Consider the following 21,823-nt stretch of genomic DNA (forward strand, 5'->3'; position numbering starts at 1 on the left):
ACGATTCGGCATGAAGCCCCGATCGGCTCGCACTATGGGCGGTCTGGCGCGTTCTTCTCGGGCGACGTCGATCGCAGCGCGACGAACAGCGTGGCCGCACCGGCTTCGCTCCGGCCGGCAGGGGGCCGGTCGCCGATCGCGAAGAAGATGGCATTGACGGTACGCGGCGTTGCACTGGCGGCCGTGACAGCCGACCGGGAATTGACGGGCACTCCGGCGACGCTCGCGAGATAGGCGCGGGTCTCACCGGGCAGCGCGCGGCCGGTCCGCACGTGCTCGGCATAGCGTGCCGGTCCCGCGTTATAGGCTGCGAACAGTCCGGGATAACCGAAGCGGTCATACATCAGACGAAGATAGAGCGTCCCCGCCAATATGTTGTCGCGCGGGCTATGGGGATCACGTCCGAGCCCGAGCCGCGCGCGCATTTCGGACCAGGTGCCGGGCATGAGCTGCATCAGTCCCATCGCGCCGGCGTGGCTGGTAATCGGGCGCCCGTCCAGCACCGTGCGCCCGCCGCTCTCGGCGCGCATGACGCGCTCGATCCATTCTACCGGCACGCCGAAACGCGCCGAGGCTGCCTCGATATAGGGCCGCCAGTGAACGACCGACTGCGCGTCAGCCGGTGCCGCCGCCAGCAGCGCCAGGGCGGTGATGGCGACCCTCAGCCCAGCCACAGCAGTCGCACCTCGCCGATGACGTCGCCGCGCGATGTCGGTCCGAAATAACGCCCATCGAACGAATCCGGGCTGTCCATCAGCAGGAACAATGCGCCCGAACGCAACATCACGCAGCCATTCCACCACGGCATCGGACGGTCGCGGCCATCGGCTTCGCGGCGTTCGGCCACCGGGTGGCCGTTGACATAGATCTCCCGCCCGCGCGCACAGACGCGATCGCCGGGCGCGGCCGCGACGCGCTTGACCAGCGGGATATTGATCGGAATGTAGCGCCGCTCGGCGGCGAGCCGGCGCCAGCGGTCGGGCACCCGGACCAGCACCATGTCGCCCGATGCGATGTCCTGCCGTCCGCTGACGGCATAGAGACCGATCGGCGCGCTGGCCGATGCGTTCCAGACCAGCCACGGCGTTGGCGGCAGCGCGATCGTGGTCGCCAGCGCGGCCGCGCCGAGACCGATCAGCGCGGTGGGTTTAGCCGGCAGACGGGAGGGTAGCAGCCTAGCCATTGCCTCCCTCCCGCATGTTCGCGCGCGACCAGGCCTCGATATCGTCGATATGGTAGCGCCAGACGGTGCCATGCTTTCGGCACGGCGGGCCGCGCCGCTCCCGGCGCATCTTCTTGAGCGTGTCCCCCGCGAGACCGAGATGGAACGCGGCCTGCTTGGTTGTCAGAAACGGGCAATGCTCGCGTGCCCGCCGAGCGCGCTCCGCGGCCGACGACGCCGTGGCTCCACCGTCCACAGCGGATGAATCCGCCTCGATCCGTGTTCGCGCGCCGCCGCCTGCTTCGGGGTTTGGATCGTGTGTCATGAGTGCAGCGCCCGGTCCGACGAACCCGCGTTACCCGCCGATCAGGCCCGCACGCGCGGCTTCCTGTTCGGCGACATAGGCATCCAGCATGTCGGCCTGGCCGGGGAGCAGCGCGTCGATCGCAGGGAGGCCGTCGATATCGTCCCGGTGAAGCAGCACGGACGGGCACTGGCCTTCGACATTGCCGAGATTGGGGCGATGCTGGGCATAGCCGATGAGCGCGGCCAGATCGGGATCGAACGCTCGAGCGATGGCGGGCGGATAGACGAGATACTGATTCTCGAACGTCCGCAGCCATCCGAGGCAATAGGAGGTGATGACCGCGCGGCGCACATGATCGGACTGGTTAGCGCCGGCACCATGCAGGATCGATCCGAGGAACAGCAGCGCGGAGCCGGGTGGCATTTCGGCGGCGACCGGACGTGCATCGCCCGGTTGCGATGCCGCATCGTGATGGCTGCCCGGCCAGACCAGCGTCGCGCCACTCTCCAGCGTGAACGGATCGATCGGCCAGATGACGTTGATCTGATAGTGCATCCCGGTCTTGACGCCGCCCCAGAGATCCTGGTCGCGGTGCGGCACCTGCGCGAGCGCGCCGGGATGGATTTCGATCGCCTGGGTGAGGTTGAGAACGATACGATCGCACCATTCCCCGAGCACCGTTTCGGCGATACCGCGGATGATCGGGTGCAGCACAAGGCCGGCGATATGCCGTGAACGCCGCAACAACGCGCCAAAGCGCTTGGTGCGGGCTCCGTAGAATCCGCCTTCGCAAAAGGGCGTGGCGACGAAGCGCGGTGCGAGTTCGGCTTCGAGCGCGGTGATTAGCTCGGTCGGCACGGCGTTATCGACAATGACATAACCGTCGGCGAGCAGCATCGCGGCGAGGCGGGCGGGGTCGTGCATCGCCATTCCCTTCACGCGGCTCTTGCCGCCGCATCGGGAGTGATCGCACCCGGTACATAGATGCCGTTCGACGCCAGCAGCGCAGGCGTACCGGCGCAGATCTCGATGCGGAACGCTCCAAGGAACGCGCCATCGATGCGGCGCGCGGGGCCGAGCGGCGCTGCGCGCCAGCCCATCGCCAAAACCTCCTCGCGAAAAGCAGCGGTCACGACGCCGGTTAGCATGGTGATTCCGCTGCCGAGCGCATGATCGACCATCGCCGAGATGAGCCGGTTGCGGACACGCAGGCGTCCGGGGGCGCCCAATCGTTGCGGCAGGCAAAGTCGCGTAATCTCGCGAACCTGCTCCCCCCGGGGCGCATCGCACTCGCAGAGCGACGCGAAACGATCGGCGAGAAGATGTGCGCCCTCTGTCGATAGCAGCCGCATCGACCCCTGGTGAATGCAGCCATCGTCGGTGGCGATCAGATAGACCGCCTTGTCGCCGTCATAGCTGTCGATTTCATAGCGGCCGCCGACGACCGGAACATCCCAGCCCAGCAGATCGACGAACAGGGTCTTGCGGTCCTCGAACATCGAGGCGGCGCGCGCATCGGTAAGCGAGCACCCTTTGACAATATGGATCATGGCAGTAGCTCCCGTTCAAATTGAACAGTCGCGAAGGGAGCAGAGATGAAGGGCTCAAACAGTCGTCAATATTGAGGATGCGGCGATCCCGCTCAGAACCGCGGGACGATCTCCTCGATGCAGACGATTCCGCAGGCGAGCGCGATCGCCGGGAGCTGCGCGCGGGAATAGATTCCGAAATGTTCGCGCAGGTCACGCATGTAGGTGCGCACTGTCGTCGGGGCGATGTTCATCATGATCCCGATCTCGACGTCGCTCTTGCCCATCGCCGCCAAGCGAAAGCATTCGAGCCGCTTTGGGCTGAGATGGGGTAATTTCAGCGGGCGCGCCGGAAAGCCGTGCAAGCGCCGCGCCTCGGTAAACGCCTCGCTCGCCATCAGCGTCGCGATCCGGCAGATATGCGATGGCGGCAATTGCCCGTCGCGCGTTGCGAACGTACAGCATCCGGGCGGCTCGCCGGCGACGCCAATCGGAACGGTGAGGCCGTTGCGCAGGCCATGACGCGCGGCTTCGCGCACGATGCGCGCCTGTCGCCGCGTGAAGCCGCCCAGCAGTCGCTCCATTTCGTGCCAGCAGAACGCCCGGCTTGTCGAGCGCGCCGCGAGCAAGGCGGGATCGTCGCGGTAATAGCCTTCGGCGACGAAAACGTCGCCCCAGCTCTGGAAATTGTCCATGCGGAAATATCGCCCACCGGGCTGAAAGAAGGCCATGCTCTGGACGATCGCGAGCCATGGGAGGCCGAGCTGGCGTGCGGCGGCCTCGCTGCAACTGAACAGCTCGCGATCACTGTTCGCGCGCCTGGCCTGCTTAATATAGGCATCGAGGTCGCGAAACGGCACCGAGGGGCACTCCTTTCGACGCGCGCGTTGCGGGCGCGTCTATCGGGCGCGTGGTTCCAGCCCACGCGCGTGCAGCCCCCGATGATTTACTTGGTCTTGCTCGGCCGCCCCGTCGGCTTGTGCGGATGGCGCCGGAGCGTCACCGCCGGGCGCGCCAGTATCGCGCCGATTTCCAGTTCGTCGTCCGAAACGATCGAGATCGATATCCGGCCGGACAAGAGATAGACGGCATTAACGCCGAGTGCCTTCGCGAGCCGCTCCATTGCTTTCAGCGTCGGGCTCGACCGGCCATTTTCGATCGCACTCAGATAAGAGCTGCTCGTGCCCGCATCATGGGCGAGCGCTTCTTGCGTGATGCGCATCGCAAGCCGCAATTTCCTGAGATTCAAACTGAAGGACTTCGACGCATCCATAAGGGCGTAAGTTCACGCCCTGCGACCATTACTCCACACTGGATACAGGTTGGAGTTATTATCTATATTATTACGTTTTTACAAATATTTAAATGAGATTCCCGAACAACGCGCACTCAACTCTGATGCGGATTCTCAGGCGCGCCAAAAGACCGCATTCGGACGGTCGAATCGGTCGATGACCGAAGCCCTCACGCCAGGACATTGGCCGTGGACGCCGCAGTGGAAATCCCATCGGCGTCGTCACATCCGGGGCGAGCATTGATTTCAAGCGCCGAGCGAATCACGATGCGAACAACGTCCCGTGGACACGTCCGCAATCGCCGTTCCGGCGTGGCGTACAGGAATCATCGGATAGTTTGACGTGCCTGTGTGTCGTTGTCTCCTTTGATTTGAATGCAGCGCAGCGAAGCGGAGCGTCGCATTGGTTCATAGTTATGAAATCACCGTTCGTGTCGGGCCGCTGGCCGCCCACCATGCCAACCGACTACTCGCAACAGTCGGTTCTGGCGGTAATCCCGCAGCGGTCCGGTTTGCTCCAGCCCCGCCGAATTGTACTCGGATCTTCATGATGCAGCGGGATCGGTCCGGGGATCGGTAGTGACGAGCCCGAAAAACGTGGCGCCGGCATTGCCTGGAGGATATTGTCGATCTCCCGATAGACGCCTCGCGCTGCCATATGAGGATGGCGCGCCGCTTCGTCCGGATCAAGCACGGGGGCAAAGCAGGCATCGCTGCCTTCCAGCAGTGTGCGCCATTCTTCCCGTGTCCGCATGGCGAATATCTCGCTAAAACGCTGCTTGAGCTCGGGCCAGGCATCACGATCATAGCCGTCGTCAAAACTGCTATCGCCGGCCAACCCCAGCTTTTTGCAAAGCAGCGCATAGAACTTGGGCTCGAGTGATCCGACTGAGATGAAATTCCCGTCGGCGCACCGATAGGTCGAGTACCAGTGAGGGCCGTCAAGGATGCTGCAGCCGCGTATGCTGGCAACCTGGCCGGCGGCCTTCAGGCTCAGGAGCAAGTTCATCATGTGAGCGCTCCCATCGACGATCGCGGCGTCAACCACTTGCCCATTCCCGGTATCCCGCGCGTGCATTGCCGCTGCGAGGACGCCGATGGCCAAATAGAGCGCTCCACCCCCAATATCGCCTACCAGGCTTGGCGGCGCCATTGGCGGTTCACCGGGATGCCCAGCATACCAAAGGGCTCCTGACAGCGCGATATAGTTGATGTCATGGCCGGCCGCTTGGGCGAGAGGTCCCTGCTGCCCCCAACCCGTCATGCGACCGAATACAAGGCGGGGGTTACGCGCTAGGCAAACCTCGGGACCAAGGCCGAGCCTCTCCATCACCCCAGGCCGCATGCCTTCGATCAGTACATCGCCCCTTTGGACGAGATCCAGGACATGCGCGACGCCTTCGGGGGACTTCAGATCCAAGGCAATTACACGTTTCCCGCGGTTCACAATGGCGCCGCTGCCAAGATCGATATTTTCGGAGTTAGGGCTTACGCGTTCAATGACGACGACATCGGCGCCAAGGTCGGCCAACAGCATTCCGCAAAACGGCGCCGGGCCGATGCCCGCAATTTCGAGTATTTTGAGGCCTGCAAGCGGACCAGTTTTCGTCATTCAGGCATACCTGCGTCTGAGACCTTGGCGCTTTGATCCAGGCCGTTTCGCCGCTCCAGATTTCGAGACGGGTTGCAGTCGTGCTGGGCGGCAGTGTCGAAAGTAAGATTGGCAAAATGACCTTGATTCGCCTAATTCATTCTCTGGAGCAATTATTCCTGTGGGGCATGTCCATGCTCGATTCTCGCCTCAAGCATGCCGTCGCGGTTGGTCAGCTTCGTTCCTTCTCCAGGGCAGCGGATGCGGTTGGTGTCACGCAGTCGGCGGTGACCAAGAGTGTCGCTGAACTCGAACGGCATCTTGGCTATTCCCTTTTCCATCGGACCTCACGGGGCGCGATGCCGACAGAGGAGGGACGCGAATTTATTGATCGCGCAGCGCGCTTGCTTGCCGACGCAGCTGAACTACTCGGAGATACAGCCCGCCGCGCCGACGCCTATGCGGGCCCGCTTCGAATCGGACTGTTCCCAGGGTCAATCGACTGGTTGCTCACCCAACCTCTGGTTTCTTTGCTGCGGCGCCATCCGGCAGTGCGCGTCGAAGTCGTTTCGGGCAACAGCGAAAGGGGCGTGCGACTCCTGTCGCGCGGCGATATCGATGTCGCCTTTGGACTTGAAGCGGCCTTTGCACGCTGGCCGGAATTCAAGTGCGAGCGGGTCGCCTCGATCGAAATACTGCCTTTTGTGCGGAACAATCATCCCATTCTGGGGATAAACCCGACCAGCAAGGAGCCGCTGGTCCAGTTCGAATTCGTAGTGCCCTCATCTTCCGAACCCTACACATCGATCATTCAGCAGATGTACGAAAAAAGCGGTAAGCGTCCCGCTGACTGGATCCACATGACAGACTATTTTCAATTGGTTCGACGGATCGTTGCCACATCCGATGCTATCGGGATGGTTGCAAAACAGTTCACCGAGAACTCATGGTTTCGCGCCAATTTCGTGGCCTTGGAGGGAATCGGTTTATTCGATCCATTGACGCTTTGTTATGCTGTGCGTAGCCGCTGGCAGGTAAAACCGGCTGGCCGTGCGCTCGTCAGCCTTGTTCGTCAGGCATGGCGCACCGCATCATCGGATTAACGGCAAGGGGGCGGGGTGCGATCGGAAATCCGCTGCATCCGTCGCGATCAGCTAGAGCATTTCGCGCAGAAGTGGGAACCGGCTTTCCGGCAGGAAATGCTCTAGCAAATTGATCTTGGGCATTTTCCGAGTTGGCGGGTGATTCCACTCGCCTCGAAAATGGCCTAGAAGCTAATCGCCACTTCTCCGCCGATGACGCGCCCCCTGTTTAGCGGTGAAAGGCTTGCACCCGTGCCCCCGAAGGCCGCCGGCAAAGGTGTATCGCCGCCAATCGTCACCTCATTCAGGAGGTTTCGGCCATAGATGGAGAAGCGCCAGTGCTTGTTGTCGGTCGCCAATGTGAGGCTCGCATCGAGCATATCGGCGCCCTGAAGGAAGCCGACGTTGTTGTCGGTGAATGCCGCCTTGTCGCGATGCGTGAAGCTGACACGCGCCGTTGCTGTCCCCAATTCGCCAAGCTGCTGATCATAAGTCAGCCCCACGCCATAGGTCCATGGCGACAGCCTTGGCAATTTGAGCGCACGATCCACATCGTTGATGACGCCATCACCGCTGAGGTCGAACTGGACGTTGCGATACTGGCCATTCACGTAGCCGAGCTGACCCGAAATCACGAGGTTGGACAAAAGAAAAAACTGCCCCTCGGCCTCGACGCCTTTGATTGTGGCGTCGGCGGTGTTCCGTATGACCTGGCTGACGCCAAGCGGTCCGGGCAGGTTGATCTCGCGCTGCAGGTCCTTCATGCGATTGTAGAAGGCCGCCAGGTTGATCCGGTGGCGCCCGAATTGCTTCTTGGCGCCGAGTTCGAAACTGTCCTGGGTCTCTTGATTGAATGGCCCCGGCGGCACAGCGGGATCGGTGTTGCGCAAATTATATCCGCCGCTGCGGAACCCGCGCGTGTAAAGGCCATAAATCTGCGTGTCGTCATCCGGCTTCCACTGAAGGCCGATTTTCGGCGTAAACCCTCGCCATTTTGCCGCGTCGGCGAAATTGGTTGCACAGATCAGCGTGTCTAGATTGCAACCATTTGCGCGTAAGGCCGAGACCCGAACGGCTTTGCGTTCCCAACTATACCGCGCGCCGAGATTCAAGGTCAGCGTATCGGTGAAATGCCAGTCGGTCGAAGCAAAAATGCCCCATGTTGTCTGGTCTTGCGTACCCCCACCGGAAACGATCCGAGCACCGCCCAAAAGATTCCGCAGCTCGGCGTAACGAAGATCCTGGGAAAAATAGTATAGACCGGTTGTCAATTCGACGTCACCGAACCTTCCGGCATAACGAAGTTCGTCGCTGAGTTGATCCTGGTCGATTTCGAAAAAGGCATGAAAGAAGGACTGTGGTGTTCCATCGATATCAGCGCCCGCGGAGGATCGGAATTTCCGATAGCCAGCGATGTTGGTGAAGACGCCTTCGCCCAGACCGACATCGATGTTGGTTTCCACGATCGCCTGGTCCCATTTGGCATCATAGAAACCTGGGAAATTGATCGAAAACCTGAAGCTGTCGCGGGGAAACAGCGCGTGACTCTGGACAGGGGCTCCATCGCTTTCGACATCGCCATGCTCATAGCGGAGATCCATTCGGAAGCGGTCGCCACCCTTGAGCGAAAGTGCCGGGCGAATGATAAGGTCATGTGATTTACCGAAGCTGCGATTGTCGAAGCGGTTGCGAAACCAGCCATTGTCGTCGCTGTAGTAGACGGCCAATTTGGCAGCCAAAACGTCATCGACGATAGGTCCGGTAACCGTGCCGCTTACGGTCTTTTTCAGTCCCGTTTCAATGGATAGCTTGGCTTTGGCTCCAAAATCGAAGCTGGGCCGCGTGGTCCGCACAACCACGGCACCGCCGGTAACGTTGCGACCGAAAAGCAAGCCTTGCGGTCCACGCAGAACTTCGATCCCCTCAAGGTCGAAGTTGTCCAGCACGACACCAGCGTTGATGCCGAGGTAAATACCGTCAGTGAAAACGCCTACGGTGGGGTCGATCGATGGGATCGTGCTGTTGATGCCGAGGCCCCGGATAGTGAAATTGGCATAGCCCGGTGCCGTACCCACATCCTCGAGCTGGACGTTGGGAACGTCGTAGCTCAGACTTTGAAGATTCTGGACGAACTTGGCATCCAGCTGCGCTTCACCAAAAGCCGTGACCGCCATCGGTACTTTCTGCACGCTTTCGCCATAGCCCTTTTTGGTGGCGGTAACGACTAATGTCCTCAGCCAGCGCTTCCGTGGCGCTCCCGGTTTGGTCGTTCGCCTGGGGCGTTGCTTCCTGGGCAAATGCTGTTCCCGAGCACAACAACGCGGCAGAAGCCAATAGACATCCTCTCATGGCTGATCCTCTCTTCCCAGGAGATATTGTGTAGTTCATGCCGTTTGGCGGCATTTGAGGGCCGTCGTCCAATTCAATTCGCTGCAGAACTATTCCTGCTGCTCATCGATATCTGGCGGCAGCACGACGCCATCGGCAGCCCGACGGCCGCTCAAAAATATCATGGTAATTCATCGGGTTGATTACGCTCTCAGCGCCCGTTCTACCGCCTCAAGGCTGTCATTCAGCCCGAGCGGGTGCTCGGCATCCGTGAAGTCGACAATTCTACCCCAGTGCCGGGCGACATCATCGAGCGTGAACGCCCTGTCCGCTCCGAAGGCGTGCCCAAGCGCGCGCTCCCACCTAAGCTTGGCGATATAGCCGGCTCCAACTTCAAAAAGCCCTTTGGTTTCGCTGCAATTCTCGTGCGCAAGCCAACCGACCAATGGACTGATCGCTTCCGCTCTGAGATTGGCGAGAAACTCTTGTGGAAAGGCAGTCGCGGTCATACGCGATGCGGCGATTGGGGCGATCGTATTAACCTGGATGTTTCTGGACCGCCCCTCCTCCGCCAGCGCGTTCGCAAGCCCCAATATTCCGAGCTTGGCTGCGGCATAGTTGGCCTGACCGAAGTTGCCGTAGATTGCGGCTGCAGACGTGGTCATGACGATGCGGCCATAGCCCTTGTCGCGCAGTATCGGCCATGCTGCCTGCGTCACTGCCCGCGTCCCATTCAGATGGACCCGCTGAAGCAGTGTCCAGTCTTCGTCGGTCATTTTGTGGAAGCTCACATCGCGCAGGATGCCGGCATTGTTGATGACGACGTCAACGGTTCCGAAGTTGTCAACCGCGGCTTGGATGATCAGCGCGCCCTCCTCGACCGACGCATAATTTGCCACCGCCTGACCGCCCGTGGCTCGAATTTCGTCGACCACATTGTCAGCGGCTGTGGAGCAGCTGCCGCTCCCTTTCTCGTCGCCACCCAGATCATTCACCACCACCTTGGCTCCGCGCCCGCCAAACATCAGCGCGTACTGGCGCCCAAGTCCGCCTCCGGCTCCGGTCACAACCACTACCCTGCCATCGAAACGAAGCTCTTCGTCCATCGCTTGTCTGCCTCTTTTACCTGAGCGACGCATCTGCGCATTTGATCCTGTGCGAGTCAGGCACGCGGCTCCATTTCCGTCGACGCTGTCGTTTTCGTCTGAGCCTTACCGAAAGGCTTGAATGCCGGTCAGGGCGCGCGAAACAACAAGCTTTTGAATCTCCGTCGTGCCATCGGGGATGGGGCAAATGATCGCCTCACGCACCAGCCGCTCAACGATGAATTCGCGGGTGACGCCGTTGCCGCCATGGATCTGAAGCGCATCGCGCGTCGCTTCGATCGCCATTTCGGTGGCGTACCACTTGGCCATCGAGCATTCCGTCTCTGCGCGCGTGCCCGCCTGGACGAGGGATATTGCCCGGTGCGTCAACAGACGGGCTGCGTCGATCTTGGTCGCCATGATGGCGATCTTGTCGGCGATCAGCTGATGGCCGGCGATCTTCTTGCCATGCTGCGCGCGATCGCGAGCGTACGCGATCGCCTCATCCATTGCTCGCCGTGCGATGCCGATACTCCACATCGCCATATGGCAGCGGGCAATCTCGAACACTTGCAACGTATTGCGCAATCCATCGCCGACCCGGCCGATCGTGTTTGCCACCGGTACGCGGCAATCGGACAGGAATATCTGTGCAGTCGATTGGCCGTTGAGCGCCATCTTCTGGATATCGCGCACCTCATACTCACTCTCGTCACGATCGACCAGGATGTGAGTGACTTCATTTTCGCCAGTCTTGCACGTACAGATGAAGATGTCCGAGTAGGCTCCGTTGGTGATCCAGGTCTTTTCGCCATTGATGACCCAGAAATCGCCGTCTCGTACGGCGCGTGTCTTGATGGCGGCGACGTCCGAGCCGACATCGGGCTCCGAGATGCCGAGCGAAACGAACTTCTCGGCCGCGACGAGGTCGGCAAGATAGCGTTGCTTGATCGTCTCCGGGGCGAAGCGGCGGATGAGTTCTGCGCCAACCGCGTTGATGAAGCCGGGTATGGCCACATCGAGCGAGGAATAGGCGATCTCCTCGAAAATGAGCAGATGAGTGAGCCATCCCATATCAAGCCCGCCCCATTGCTCCTGATGCGGTGCGGTAATATGGCCATAGCCGGTCAGTGCTTGAGTCCATTCCTTCATGAGCGGTTTGGGGATGAATCGCTCCCCATGCCGGCGGATTTCCGGCTCAAGCTTGTTGTCGAGAAAGCGGCGGACGGTTTCCACCGCCATGCGTTGTTCATCGGACAGCTCAAAGTTCATATCGTGACCCCGTGTTTCCCTAGGCGCGCTCTGACAACTACCGGCCCAGGATCGTGACGGCGACCACCGCCTCTTCCACCCCGATGACACCTCCGCCGTTCTGCGCGATCGCGAACCGGGCATTCGGAACCTGTCGATCTTCCGCCTCGCCGCGCAATTGCAGCGCAAGCTCGTAGATTTGGCCGAGCCCGGTGGCGCCGATCGGATGTCCCTTGCATTCAAGCCCGCCCGACGTGTTTACCGGAATACGCCCACCCAGCGCCGTCTCACCGCGCTCTGCCGCGAGTCCGCCCTCGCCAGGCGGCGTCAGGCCGAGCGCCTCGATTTCAATGATCTCGCCAACCGCCGTGGCGTCATGCACCTCCGCGACGCCAATATCTTCTGGCCCCACGCCGGCCATCGCATAGGCCCGGTTCGCCGCAAGGCGGCTGACATGGTGGTCATAATCAAAGGGATCGCGCGCGGCGCCGGTTTGCAGCACAGACGCCAGGATTCTTAGCGCCCTGTCCGGGGCTGCCGACAGTTTGCGCCGACCGGCTTCGCTGCAGATGATCGCAGCGGCGGCGCCGTCGCTGATCGGGGAGCACATCGGCAGTGTGAACGGGTAAACGATCGGAGGCGCAGCGAGTACACTTTCGACGGTATATGGGAGGCGATACTGGGCAAGCAGATTGCGCGTCGAATGCATGTGATTTTTCGCCGAGACGGCCGCGATTTGCGCTTGCGTCGAGCCGTAGGTCTTCATGTGCGCGCGTGCCATCGCGGCGTATACATCCATGAAAACGCTGTAAGGCTGACTCGATGTCGTTCCTTCCGGAACATCGACGCCATTGCCCATGGCCAGCAGCTGCGCGCGGCCCGACTCGGTTTCATGCACGTCCCAAGCGCCATCGAATGCACTGAACATGAGCGCCTTGTCGGGCGAGTACATCTTCTCCGCGCCGAGCGCGAGTACGACATCCGCTGCCCCCGATCGAACATAGGCGGCGGCCATGTGCAAGGCCGTGGAAGCCGTCGCACATGCGTTTTCGACATTCACCACGGGAACGCTTGAGATGCCCATCGCTCGCGCCACGATTTCGCCGCGGATCATGTCCTGGCCCTCCATATGCCCCTGGACGCAATTGCCGAAGAAGATGGCTTCGACATCGCCGGCGGTGCATCCTGCGTCGGAAAAGGCCTGCGACGAAGCTTCGGCGCAGAGCATTTTCAGGCTCTTGTCGAACTGTTTTCCGAACGGGGTCATCCCAACCCCCATGACGAATATGTCGGTCATTCGTTGATCCATTCTTCCAATGTGTTCCGCATCCGATCAGGTCTCACCGGTCGGAAAAATCGGGCTTCCGCTTCTCCCGGAATGCCGCCAGTCCTTCGACAATGTCGTTGGACAAGGCGTAAGCAGCCATGGTTTCGAGTTCCTGACGCAGCCCGACTTCGAGCGAGCTATCCTGCGCAGCGCGGACTAGCTGCTTCATGTAGGCGAGCCCTGGCCGGCTCTTTTCTGCAAGAGATTCTACCAGCGCTTGCGCTGCCGCAATGAGATCCTCGGGAGCAACCAGTTGGGTCACGAGTCCGGCTTCCTTCATCTCGGCAGCCGAGATGGTCCCGCCGGTCATCATCAGATGTTTCGCACGCGCTTCGCCGATCTTCCTAGGGAGTCGAACCGACCCTCCACCGCCGGGCAACAGGCCGTAATTTGCATGGGCGTCGCCAAATCTGGCCGGGTGCGCGGCAATGACGAGATCACAGCACAACACCAGTTCCAAGCCGCCGGCGAGCGTAAGGCCGTTGACCGCCGCAATTATCGGAAGGCGCGACGTCTCGATCCTGTTAAAAGCCTGACCGAGCGGCGGCAGAAACAGATTTAAGCGTTCGGCGAGAGTTTGTCCGCCTGTTCCATCGCCAATTGCGAGCAGATCCGCGCCAGCGCAAAACGCCCGTCCGGCGCCGGTAAGAATGCAAGCGCGCACCGTCGCATCTGCTTCCGCTGCCTCGATCGCTGCGGCGAGTTCCTCGGCCAAAGCCAACGACAGACTGTTCAACGCTGCCGGCCGGTTGAGGGTCACCCAAAGCGCTGGGCCGCGTTGCTCAACCAGGATGTATTCATAGTCCATTGCAGTCTCCCGCGCGCCGGCAGGCGGTCACCGGAATAGAGGATGTGGCTAGGATGGCTGCGTCGGTCATGCCCCCGAAATGCGCCGGTCCTGGCCCGCCCAATAGGGCTCTCGAAGCTTTGAACGAAGCACCTTTCCGACATTGCTCAACGGCAGTGGCTCGGCGGTAAAAACGACCTTGCTTGGCTTTTTTGCGGAGCCCAGACGCTGGCGCACCAAATCTATTATCTCGGTCTCCGTGATTTGTGCTCCGGGCTTGACACGCACCATTGCAAGCGGCGTTTCACCCCATTTTTCATGGGGCACGCCAAAGACCGCGACCTCGAGTACACCGGGATGGTCGGCAATTACGTTTTCGATTTCGGTGGGATAGATATTGAAGCCGCCTGACACGATCATGTCGTTGTTGCGATCGAGCAGATACAAAAATCCGTTTGTGTCGATCATGCCGACATCGCCGGTTTTGACCCAGCCATCTTCCATGCGCCGGGCGGTTTCCTCCGGATCGTTCCAGAATTCCTCCATCTGGCCATTTTCGAACCGTGCGACGATCTCGCCGGGCTCGTTTGGTCCCAGCACCTTTCCGTCCTCGTTACGGATTTCGATATCGGCGCCACTCATGGGACGTCCGACCGCCCGAATTGGGGCAGAACCTTCAAATTCGCCGAACCACTCGTTGGGCCCCATAGACGCGATGGGCAGGATTTCGGTCTGTCCATAGCCCGAATGAAGAACATGATTCCCGAATATCTGGCACGACTTGCGAAGCGTCGGCTCGGAGATCGGCGCTGAAGCACTCAGCAGAAACTTCAAATTCGGAAAGTGGCGGCCATATGCCCCGTCGTGATGCACTATGGCATTGAGCATGGTGGGGGCTACAAAGGCATGGCTGATCCGTTCCTGCTCGAGAGTGTCAAGAAAGGACGCTGGATCGAAGCCGTCCATCATCACGTTGCGGGCGCCGCAATACCAGGCCGGCACGAACAGGAAGCCCGATGCATGGGACAACGGGCCGACATGCAGAATGGCATCCCCTGGGGCCACTTGGGGGCCGATGCTGAAAAATGCGGCGGAGATCGTCATCCATGAACGGTGCCGATAGGCAACGCCCTTGGGTTTGCCCGTCGTGCCGCCGGTGTGGCGGATGACACAATAGTCCTCCGGCGCGACGACGGGATCAGGATCCCGGTCCGAGGCTGTCGCCAACCAATTCTCATAGTTGTGATCGCGGATAATGATCCGCTCAAGCGTCGGAGCTTGGGCATCCAGCCCCGCCAACTCCGAAGCCAATGCCTCATCGACCAGCGCCAACCGAGATCCGGTACTCGCGATCATATGGGCGTGCGCTTCACATCGGTTGCGCGCATAGAGAGGAACACGCGTATAGTTTCCAATGGCAGCCGCCAGTATGATGTCGGCGGCCTCGATGGAGTTCTTCTCCAGCGTAGCAATCCGGTCACCCGGTTGAAGGCCGCACTCCGCAAGAGCATTTGCGAGCTTCACGCCGCGCAACCAGGCTTCCGAGAAAGTCAACCGCCTGTGGCCGTGAACGAGAGCCTCTTGCTGGGCGAAATAACGTGCGGCGCGACGTATTTGCGTACGGACGTCCATCAGCCGCGCTCCTCTAAGGCGCTCGCCCACAATGGCGCAGTCGACACATAATAAACTGACATGCGATAGGCCTCTCCGGACTTCTTTTCGTAAGCATCTGTGTCTGCAGCATTGATCCAATCGTCCAATTCAATATTCTGCGATGCTATTCTTGCTGCTCATATTATCGTGCCGGATCATGTCGGCGGCTTTCTCGCCGATCATGATGCAGGTTGCATTGGTGTTGCCGTTGACGACTGATGGCATGATCGAGGCATCGGCCACGCGGATATTTGCGAGGCCGTGAACGCGCAGGCGGTTGTCGACCACCGCCATCTCGTCGGTGCCCATCTTGCATGTTCCCACCGGATGATAAGCATGATTGGCTTCTGCCCGGATATAGGCGTCGATCTCTTCATCAGTTTCAAGGTAGCGGTCAGGATAGAGAGGCCGTTTCATCATCGCCTTCATGCGATCCGAATGCAGGATCTCCTGCACGACACGGAAGGCATTGCGCAACGTCTTGAGGTCGTCGGGATGACTCAAGAGATTGAGGTCCATCTTGGGATCGGATTCGGGGTTTGAGTCATGTAAGGCAACCCAGCCGCGGCTCTTTGGGCGCCCAATATTGAGAATGATCGTATAGCCCCATTTCGTCATCAGCTTGTAGTCGCGCGCATGGTCGCGATAGGCGAGCGGCACGACATGGACCTGGCAGTCCGCCCGGTTCTGCCCCGGCGCGGATCGCAAGAAACCGCCTGCAGCCGTGGGCGGCGATGCCAGCCAGCTTTTCCTTTGCGTGAGATACTGGAATAGGTCTCGCACGGTCTTGAGCGCGCCAACGACATTGAGTGCGATCCCGAGCCGCTTCTTCGACTGGTAGACCAGCATCAGGTCAGGATGGTCGTGAAGATTCTGGCCGACACCGGGAATATCATGAATCACTTCGATTCCATGCTTCTCCAACTCATCACGCGGTCCGATACCGGAAAGCATCAACAGTTGGGGCGAATTATAGGCGCCGCCGCTGACAATGACTTCCTTTTCGCACGGGATCGTCTTCAACTGCCCGTCCTGGGAATACTCGACTGCCACCGCGCGGTTGCCCTCAAACCTGATACGATGGACGCGGGCATGTACTTCGACGCGGAGGTTGCCGCGCCTGCCCATCACCGGATCAAGGTAACACGCCTTCACGCTGGCGCGCTTCCCGTCCTTCACGGTAAACTGATAGATGCCGACACCTTCCTGGCTGGCACCATTGAAGTCCGGATTGGCTTGATGGTCCAGTCCAGTCGCCGCCTCGATGAAAGCATCATAGACATCGAATTCGCGCTTGCCGTTGGATACGTGAAGCGGTCCCGACGAGCCGTGAAACTCATCCTCACCGCGCTCATTATTCTCAGCCTTGCGGAAATAGGACAGGACATCGTTGTAACCCCAGCCGTCGTTGCCGAGTTCGGCCCAGTGGTCGAAATCCGACCGGTCGCCGCGGATATAGACCATCCCGTTCATACCGCTCGATCCACCCAGCATCTTCCCGCGCGGATTGTAGAGGCGGCGGTCGTTGAGCGCCTTTGAAGGGTCGGTGTTGAACCGCCAGTTGAGCGTATTGATCCGATAGTCTTGGATCAGCGCCGCAAAAGCGCCGGGCGTGGACACAAGCGGCGAGGTGCCTGGGCCGCCTGCCTCGAGCAGGCAAACGGTGACATCGGGGTCCTCGGACAACCGGCTGGCGATAACGCCGCCCGACGACCCACCTCCAATAATTACATAGTCAGCCATTTGCTTCCCTTGTCATTCGACCCATGCTGGCGACCCGGCGTCATGCAACATGCCAGCATCAACCGCCGCAGCCACGTCAGAGGATCTTTTCGAAGATGTTGAGTAGTCCTTCGGTCTTGCTCGAATAGGGTGGCAGAAGTTGACCAAGCAGGCTGAGTTTCGGCTGAGAGAACACCGGCTTGTAATGAGTGAAGCGCTCGAAACTGGCGACGCCGGTATAGGCACCGATGCCGCTCTGTCCGATGCCACCGAAAGGCAGCCGGCGCTGGAAGACGTGCATGACCGTGCCGTTGAGAGTCACGCCGCCAGCGTGCGTTTCGGAAATGATCTTGCGCCGTTCCTCACTTTCGTCGCCAAAATAATAGAGCGCCAGCGGGCGCTCATGCCGGTTTACGTAGCGAATGAGCTCGTCTTCGGAGCGATATGGCATGATCGGCAGGATCGGTCCGAAAATCTCCTCCTGCATCATCGCCATGTCATCGGTAACGTCGAGAACCGCCAACGGCACGATCCGATGCCGTTCAGGAAGCGTTCCATCGCCGTTGTCCGAGAGGTTGAGCACCGTCGCGCCCTTGGCTTCGGCATCATCGAGCAAACCTTGGAGCCGCGCGAACTGTCGGTCATTGATGATACTGGTGAAATCGGGGTTGCTTGCCGCGTTGGGGTAGCATTTGGCAACCTGAGCGCGGAGTGCGGCGACGAAGCTTTCCATCTGATCGACATGGACGAAGGCATAGTCAGCGGCGATGCAGGTCTGGCCGGCGTTGAGCAGCTTGCCGAACACTAAGCTTTCACAGACTTGTGCAAGCGATGCACCCTTGCCCACGATGGCAGGGCATTTGCCGCCAAGTTCCAGAGTAACAGGTGTAAGGTTGGCAGCCGCCGCTTCATAGACTTTGCGGCCAACCGCGGGTGAACCGGTGAAGAGAATATGGTCGAAAGGTAGGGCCGTCATCGCCTGTGCCATGTCGGGCCCGCCCTGGACAATCGCGAATTCCTCTTCGGCGAAATACCGGCGCACAAGCCGCTCGCTGGCTTCGGCGGCGTTGGCGGAAACTTCGCTCGGCTTTGCGATCACGCGGTTGCCGGCCGCCAATGCACCGGCCGCGCCAACGAATATGGTGCCGAGCGGATAGTTCCACGTGCCGAGAACGCCCACCACACCTAGGGGCTGGGGGACCAGGCGCGATGAACCGGGAAGGCCGAAGATGTCAGTCTTCACCCGCCGCGGCCTCAGCCACGTCTTCAGATTGCGGCGCGCAAATTTAATTTCCGATATGCCAAGCATCAGGTCGAGCAGGATAGTCTCGTAGCGGGATCGAATGCCGAAATCGGCGGCAACGGCATCGACCAATTCGTCTCTGTGCTGCTCAAATATCCGGCCAAGGCGCCCGAGCAGGTCCATGCGTTCTTCGTAGCTGCGCGAAACCTGCTCACGCGTCCCTTCGCGTTGGGTCGCGAAAATTCGTTCCAGCTCAGTTCTGTTCCGAGACGCATCCACGTTAAATCGTCCGGAGGCGCGCTGGCCGCTCGGCGCTGCTCGCCTGGGCGGTGCTTTCAGCTGCGCCGATCTCAGTGATCACAGCGCGCTCGATTCTGTACGCCGTGCCGATGAATGAGGGACCGTTGCCGGTGGAACGCATCATGGATGCTCCTCGGTCTGAAAGTCAGGTCGAAAAAATCGGGGGCAGCGGGCGGGAGAGGATGCCCGCCGCCCCCGTCGCAGCAGCGATCAGAACTTGACTGTCGCTTCGACGCCATAAGTGCGCGGCATGCCGCGGTTCAGATAATCGTAGCCGAACACGTTGATGTTGAGGCCGTAGGTGTAGTAATATTTGTCGAACAGATTCTTCGCCCACAAGCTAACCGACATATTGTCGTGCGCATAGGTTAATCGCGCATTGGCGAGCCAGTAGCCCGGATTTGCGCATGTAATCGCCTTACCCGCGAGCGTTATGTTCGATCCCGCTGGGGGTGTATCGCACGGTGTCTGCCCATAATTCTTGAACGGATCAAAATAGTACTTGCCCATGTAGGACGCATCACCGCGCAAGGTCAGCTTGTTGGTGCCGTCATCGATCATATCCCAGTCGAATCCGGCCTGGAACGTAACCTCCGGCGCGTTCGGGAAGGGATTGCCGTTGACGTTCAATGTCGGGCTGGCCGGGTTTGCCGGATCGATCACATTGCCTTTGTACTTGCTGTTGAGATAGCCCAGCGAAGCATCGAAACGCAACGTATCGGCCACCTGCCAGGCGAGTTCGGCCTCGCCACCGAACAGGCGACCATTGGCGCTGCGCGTGAAGGTTGTAGCGCCGACCACCTGCGTTACTTGGTGATTCGAATACTCGTAGTAGAAGCCCGCGAGGTTAAGTTGGACGCGGCGATCGAACAGCCGGGTTTTGAGCCCCGCCTCATATGCATTCACCTTTTCAGGCTGGATATAATAGACTTGATTGACGCCCTGATAGGCAAGCCCGTTGAAGCTGCCGCTGCGGTAACCGCGACTGTACTGGAGATAGCCCATGATATCATCGGCGAACTCATAGCTGACATTGATACGGCCGGTTAGCCTGTTTGCCTTTTCGCGCTGCTCAAGCGGCGCGAGATTGGGGTTGTATGGATTGCTGTAGGGGATCAGGTTGACAACCGGCGTCGTACCGTCGAGCGCATAGAGGAAAGTGCTGCCGTTAAGGTAATTGACCTTATCCTGGGTGTAGCGTGCACCCACCGCCACGGTCAGCCGCTCGGTCGCTTTCCAGGTTACGTCGCCGTAGATCGCCTTCGAGGGGCGCGACACGTCAAAACGCTGTTCGCCGAGGATCGGGGTGAACGGAGGCGCGCCTGCCCCGGCGCAGCCCGCCGAAAAGCTACCCCCCATGCCGCCATTGCCCGTATTATTGATCGCGATGTCGGTCTGGAGTGCAATCAGCGAGCGTGCATCAAGGAAGCCGTTGGGATTGATCTCGATCGCGTCGCAGAATCCGGCATCGCCAGGCCCCAACGCCGGATTGGCGGCAAAGGCTGGGATATAGCGGATCGCGTCGGGCGTTCCGATTGCGGCGTTATTGTAGCTGCCCGGAAGACCGGCGCCAAGCAGCAGCGGCCTCAGCGCCCCGAAAAAGTCCGGGTAGTTGACCGTCTTGACCTTGTCCCTGCCATAATAAAGGCCGGCAATGATATCGAGGCGGTCGTTCGAATAGCTGAAACGCAGGTCCTGGTTGAAATTCTTGCTCGTCGACGTGAGGCCGATCGAGCAGAGATCGGCTGGGCCGCCATCGCAATCATCAGGATTGTTGATATAGTCGCCGGTGTCGTAGCCGGTAATCGAGGTGACGGAGAATTGGTCGCTGACATCCCATTTGATGTTGAGGGCTATCCCTTTCGACTTGCTGATGTTCTTACCTACCCGATCAACTGCGACCTCATTGTCACGCAGCAACCGCCCGCCTAGGAAAGGTTGCGGATCGTAACGCGAATAGCCGAGCGCATCCTGCCCGCCCGCGAGTTGACCACCTGCATAGGGCGCGGTGCCCCATGGATCGTCCTTCGCGGCATAGAGCTTCAAATTGATGTCGAGATCGGGATCGGGCCGGAAGCGGATCGAGATGCGACCGCCGATCGTATCGGTGGTCCCTAGGTCGCGCTCATTCCCAGGCAGTACATTGCGCTGCCAACCATCCCCTTTTGCAAAAGTACCGGCGACGCGGACGCCCAAGATGTCGGGAACCAGCGTCGCTTCAGCGGCGCCCTGCACCGTGAAAGTGTCGTAATTGGCATAGCCGGCGGTCAGATAGCCATTGGCCTCTCCCAGATCCGGCTTGCGCGTGAAGAAGCTGATCGCGCCACCCGTGGTGTTGCGACCGTAGAGTGTTCCTTGCGGTCCGCGCAGTACCTCGACCCGGTCGATGTCATAGAGTTGCAGGCCATGGCTCGCCCGGAAGCTCTGATAGACTTCATCGACATAGACGCCAACCGGCGACGCAGTGGAGGCGGAAAATTCGTTCGCCACTGAAATCCCGCGCAGCGAGAAATTCGGTTGGGTGCGACCATAGGGAGTGGTGACTTGCAGGCTGGGGATCGCGCCCATCAAGTCTGAGGTCTCCGTGATGCCGCGCGTGCGCAGCGTCTCGCCGCCTATGGCGGAAACGGCGGCTGGAACATCCTGCAAATTCTGTTCGCGCTTCTGCGCCGTGACGACGATTGTCTCAAGGCCACCTTCCTGCGCCTCGGGCTTTTCGCCCTGCGATGCAGCGTCCTGGGCATGTGCCGGCACTGCAAGCGCACACGCGATCGATAGCGCGGTGGCACAAAGCAAATTTGTCCTAAAGGCTGTGACCATGACTGTCCTCCCCACGGCATTTTTTGATTTGGCGCCATTTGCCGCGCCTTGGGGCTCATCGTCCAATTCAATTTGTTGGCGAACTATTCCTCCCACTCATTGATTAAGGACTGATGAGCCTGCACCGCTGACGCTTCGTGGCGACGCAAATAACCCCATATATTTCATTGAATTAGTCACGCTGAGCGCGTCCATCGGGACGGATGCGCGCGTTCTGCTCGCCCCAATCGAGCCCTTCCAGACGATGTATCGGCGTAATTGGCGGTCCCGGCGGTTTCCCTTGTCGAGTTGCAAGGGGAATCAGCTATGATGAGATGTAGTGAGATACGGTTTCTTGGAGTT

At 60.1% G+C, this 21,823-nt stretch carries 20 protein-coding genes; 2 read left to right on the forward strand and 18 right to left on the reverse strand.

The window, feature by feature from the left end:
* Positions 1-32: 32 nt before the first annotated feature.
* The 8 genes from AC3WS4_RS01910 to AC3WS4_RS01945 all read right to left on the reverse strand — a co-directional run bounded on the left by AC3WS4_RS01910 (position 33) and on the right by AC3WS4_RS01945 (position 5,904).
* Positions 33-674 (reverse strand): lytic transglycosylase domain-containing protein, encoded by a 642-nt coding sequence (locus AC3WS4_RS01910; RefSeq protein ID WP_017499957.1) that lies wholly within the window; start codon positions 672-674, stop codon positions 33-35.
* Positions 662-1,183, reverse strand: coding sequence for a S26 family signal peptidase (locus tag AC3WS4_RS01915; RefSeq protein WP_017499958.1), 522 nt, complete (start codon positions 1,181-1,183; stop codon positions 662-664). The genes AC3WS4_RS01910 and AC3WS4_RS01915 overlap by 13 nt, the downstream gene beginning before the upstream one ends.
* Complete coding sequence (locus AC3WS4_RS01920) at positions 1,176-1,487, reverse strand: helix-turn-helix domain-containing protein (protein WP_081095412.1); 312 nt, start codon at positions 1,485-1,487, stop codon at positions 1,176-1,178. The genes AC3WS4_RS01915 and AC3WS4_RS01920 overlap by 8 nt, the downstream gene beginning before the upstream one ends.
* A gap of 30 nt (positions 1,488-1,517) precedes the next feature.
* Positions 1,518-2,399, reverse strand: a complete 882-nt coding sequence (locus AC3WS4_RS01925) for a phytanoyl-CoA dioxygenase family protein (RefSeq protein ID WP_017499960.1) — start codon at positions 2,397-2,399, stop codon at positions 1,518-1,520.
* Positions 2,400-2,404: 5 nt separating this feature from the next.
* Positions 2,405-3,019 carry an acyl-homoserine-lactone synthase gene (locus AC3WS4_RS01930; protein ID WP_017499961.1) on the reverse strand — a complete coding sequence of 205 codons (615 nt, stop codon included), beginning with the start codon at positions 3,017-3,019 and terminating at the stop codon, positions 2,405-2,407.
* Positions 3,020-3,111: 92 nt separating this feature from the next.
* Positions 3,112-3,858, reverse strand: a complete 747-nt coding sequence (locus tag AC3WS4_RS01935) for a LuxR family transcriptional regulator (RefSeq protein WP_017499962.1) — start codon at positions 3,856-3,858, stop codon at positions 3,112-3,114.
* 86 nt (positions 3,859-3,944) lie between these two features.
* Positions 3,945-4,271: a helix-turn-helix domain-containing protein gene (locus AC3WS4_RS01940; protein WP_017499963.1), complete on the reverse strand. Its 327-nt coding sequence runs from the start codon at positions 4,269-4,271 to the stop codon at positions 3,945-3,947.
* Between the two features lie 487 nt (positions 4,272-4,758).
* Entirely contained in the window at positions 4,759-5,904 is a 1,146-nt protein-coding gene (locus tag AC3WS4_RS01945) for a CaiB/BaiF CoA transferase family protein (protein WP_026108913.1), read from the reverse strand.
* 32 nt (positions 5,905-5,936) lie between these two features.
* On the opposite strand from AC3WS4_RS01945, the gene AC3WS4_RS01950 reads away from it, so the two are divergent.
* Entirely contained in the window at positions 5,937-6,986 is a 1,050-nt protein-coding gene (locus AC3WS4_RS01950) for a LysR family transcriptional regulator (protein ID WP_026108914.1), read from the forward strand.
* A 164-nt stretch (positions 6,987-7,150) separates the two neighbouring features.
* Here the strand turns inward: AC3WS4_RS01950 and AC3WS4_RS01955 are convergent, their stop codons facing one another.
* Positions 7,151-9,154 (reverse strand): TonB-dependent receptor, encoded by a 2,004-nt coding sequence (locus AC3WS4_RS01955; RefSeq protein WP_231735665.1) that lies wholly within the window; start codon positions 9,152-9,154, stop codon positions 7,151-7,153.
* 108 nt (positions 9,155-9,262) lie between these two features.
* On the opposite strand from AC3WS4_RS01955, the gene AC3WS4_RS01960 reads away from it, so the two are divergent.
* Positions 9,263-9,496: a hypothetical protein gene (locus AC3WS4_RS01960; protein ID WP_082734761.1), complete on the forward strand. Its 234-nt coding sequence runs from the start codon at positions 9,263-9,265 to the stop codon at positions 9,494-9,496.
* On the opposite strand, the gene AC3WS4_RS01965 is transcribed toward AC3WS4_RS01960, so the two are convergent.
* From AC3WS4_RS01965 to AC3WS4_RS02005, 9 genes are all read right to left on the reverse strand, one after another.
* Positions 9,497-10,399 carry an SDR family oxidoreductase gene (locus AC3WS4_RS01965; protein WP_011415065.1) on the reverse strand — a complete coding sequence of 301 codons (903 nt, stop codon included), beginning with the start codon at positions 10,397-10,399 and terminating at the stop codon, positions 9,497-9,499.
* A 105-nt stretch (positions 10,400-10,504) separates the two neighbouring features.
* Positions 10,505-11,650, reverse strand: coding sequence for an acyl-CoA dehydrogenase family protein (locus AC3WS4_RS01970; protein ID WP_017499968.1), 1,146 nt, complete (start codon positions 11,648-11,650; stop codon positions 10,505-10,507).
* Between the two features lie 37 nt (positions 11,651-11,687).
* On the reverse strand, positions 11,688-12,926 hold the full coding sequence (locus AC3WS4_RS01975) for a thiolase family protein (RefSeq protein ID WP_011415063.1): 1,239 nt from the start codon (positions 12,924-12,926) through the stop codon (positions 11,688-11,690).
* A gap of 43 nt (positions 12,927-12,969) precedes the next feature.
* Positions 12,970-13,764: an enoyl-CoA hydratase/isomerase family protein gene (locus tag AC3WS4_RS01980; RefSeq protein ID WP_011415062.1), complete on the reverse strand. Its 795-nt coding sequence runs from the start codon at positions 13,762-13,764 to the stop codon at positions 12,970-12,972.
* A gap of 66 nt (positions 13,765-13,830) precedes the next feature.
* A complete protein-coding gene (locus tag AC3WS4_RS01985) occupies positions 13,831-15,375 on the reverse strand; it encodes a class I adenylate-forming enzyme family protein (RefSeq protein WP_026108915.1) in 1,545 nt (514 codons plus the stop codon).
* A 129-nt stretch (positions 15,376-15,504) separates the two neighbouring features.
* A complete protein-coding gene (locus tag AC3WS4_RS01990) occupies positions 15,505-17,139 on the reverse strand; it encodes a GMC family oxidoreductase (RefSeq protein WP_137890625.1) in 1,635 nt (544 codons plus the stop codon).
* Positions 17,140-17,215: 76 nt separating this feature from the next.
* Positions 17,216-18,640 (reverse strand): aldehyde dehydrogenase family protein, encoded by a 1,425-nt coding sequence (locus AC3WS4_RS01995; protein WP_157228455.1) that lies wholly within the window; start codon positions 18,638-18,640, stop codon positions 17,216-17,218.
* Position 18,641: 1 nt separating this feature from the next.
* The gene (locus tag AC3WS4_RS02000; RefSeq protein ID WP_168196078.1) at positions 18,642-18,785 is read right to left on the reverse strand and encodes a hypothetical protein; all 144 of its coding nucleotides are present in this window, start codon (positions 18,783-18,785) and stop codon (positions 18,642-18,644) included.
* Between the two features lie 86 nt (positions 18,786-18,871).
* Positions 18,872-21,481, reverse strand: a complete 2,610-nt coding sequence (locus tag AC3WS4_RS02005) for a TonB-dependent receptor (RefSeq protein WP_223181513.1) — start codon at positions 21,479-21,481, stop codon at positions 18,872-18,874.
* Between the last annotated feature and the right edge of the window lie 342 nt (positions 21,482-21,823).

Source organism: Sphingopyxis sp. EU05-FHT14B03 (assembly GCF_058790875.1).

Bases quoted from the DNA above. Each gene is read 5' to 3' on its own strand.
- AC3WS4_RS01915 (WP_017499958.1), bottom strand. From the start codon at position 1,183: ATGGCTAGGCTGCTACCCTCCCGTCTGCCGGCTAAACCCACCGCGCTG.
- AC3WS4_RS01920 (WP_081095412.1), bottom strand. From the start codon at position 1,487: ATGACACACGATCCAAACCCCGAAGCAGGCGGCGGCGCGCGAACACGG.
- AC3WS4_RS01925 (WP_017499960.1), bottom strand. From the start codon at position 2,399: ATGGCGATGCACGACCCCGCCCGCCTCGCCGCGATGCTGCTCGCCGAC.
- AC3WS4_RS01930 (WP_017499961.1), bottom strand. From the start codon at position 3,019: ATGATCCATATTGTCAAAGGGTGCTCGCTTACCGATGCGCGCGCCGCC.
- AC3WS4_RS01940 (WP_017499963.1), bottom strand. From the start codon at position 4,271: ATGGATGCGTCGAAGTCCTTCAGTTTGAATCTCAGGAAATTGCGGCTT.
- AC3WS4_RS01945 (WP_026108913.1), bottom strand. From the start codon at position 5,904: ATGACGAAAACTGGTCCGCTTGCAGGCCTCAAAATACTCGAAATTGCG.
- AC3WS4_RS01960 (WP_082734761.1), top strand. From the start codon at position 9,263: ATGCTGTTCCCGAGCACAACAACGCGGCAGAAGCCAATAGACATCCTC.
- AC3WS4_RS01965 (WP_011415065.1), bottom strand. From the start codon at position 10,399: ATGGACGAAGAGCTTCGTTTCGATGGCAGGGTAGTGGTTGTGACCGGA.
- AC3WS4_RS01970 (WP_017499968.1), bottom strand. From the start codon at position 11,650: ATGAACTTTGAGCTGTCCGATGAACAACGCATGGCGGTGGAAACCGTC.
- AC3WS4_RS01975 (WP_011415063.1), bottom strand. From the start codon at position 12,926: ATGACCGACATATTCGTCATGGGGGTTGGGATGACCCCGTTCGGAAAA.
- AC3WS4_RS01980 (WP_011415062.1), bottom strand. From the start codon at position 13,764: ATGGACTATGAATACATCCTGGTTGAGCAACGCGGCCCAGCGCTTTGG.
- AC3WS4_RS01985 (WP_026108915.1), bottom strand. From the start codon at position 15,375: ATGGACGTCCGTACGCAAATACGTCGCGCCGCACGTTATTTCGCCCAG.
- AC3WS4_RS01990 (WP_137890625.1), bottom strand. From the start codon at position 17,139: ATGGCTGACTATGTAATTATTGGAGGTGGGTCGTCGGGCGGCGTTATC.
- AC3WS4_RS02000 (WP_168196078.1), bottom strand. From the start codon at position 18,785: ATGATGCGTTCCACCGGCAACGGTCCCTCATTCATCGGCACGGCGTAC.
- AC3WS4_RS02005 (WP_223181513.1), bottom strand. From the start codon at position 21,481: ATGGTCACAGCCTTTAGGACAAATTTGCTTTGTGCCACCGCGCTATCG.